The organism is Flavobacterium procerum (genome assembly GCF_042431625.1).
GTDB classification, from domain to species: Bacteria; Bacteroidota; Bacteroidia; order Flavobacteriales; family Flavobacteriaceae; genus Flavobacterium; species Flavobacterium procerum.
In genome coordinates this window covers 1-673 of record NZ_JBHLYW010000023.1, presented here as the reverse complement: position 1 = coordinate 673, position 673 = coordinate 1, and the positions used below count along the sequence as shown (strand labels likewise).

The following is a 673-nucleotide window of genomic DNA, read 5'->3' as shown; positions in this document are numbered from 1 at the left end:
CAGCCAGGGATGCCAGGCGGTTTCTATTCCGGTTGTGGTTACGCCGACAACGACTCCAACAGCTACGTTTGCTCAGACAAATGTTAGATGTATAGGAGGAAACGACGGAAGCATCATCGTTACTGCTTCAAACGGCATTCTGCCTTATGAGTACAGCAACGACGGAGGAACGACATTCCAGGATTCAAATATCTTCCCAGGATTGACGGCAGGAACTTACAACATGGTTGTAAGAGATGCTAAAAACTGTGAGTACACAACTGGAACGGTTACCATTACCGAGCCATCAGCTCTTGCCGCTACAGCGGTATTGACTCAGGGCTTGACATGCGGAGCAGGAAATGCTTCTCAGGCAGCGGTTGTAACAGTAAACGTTACGGCAGGTACAGGAACATTCCCTTACTATTACAGCTTCAACGGAGGAACGGATTACACTTCGACAAATACGTACACGACTTTGACTGCAGGAACAGTTACTGCTTATGTTAGAGATTCGAACGGATGTGTGATTGCAGTACCGGTGTCTGTAACGATACCAGCACTTAATCCTCCGACAGATATGGATATTGCAGGAACGCCTATTTACTGTGCGCCAGCTGCAAGCACGACAAGTACGGTTACGATCAGCAACGTTCAGAACGGAGTTGGCGCGCTTCAGTACGAGATTCTGTCT

General features: G+C 48.1%; 1 protein-coding gene. It reads left to right on the top strand.

Annotation, left to right across the window (positions count from 1 at the left end; genetic code table 11):
- A partial coding sequence (locus ACFFLS_RS22615) for a SprB repeat-containing protein (RefSeq protein ID WP_379689662.1) occupies positions 1 to 673 on the top strand: 673 nt, incomplete at both ends.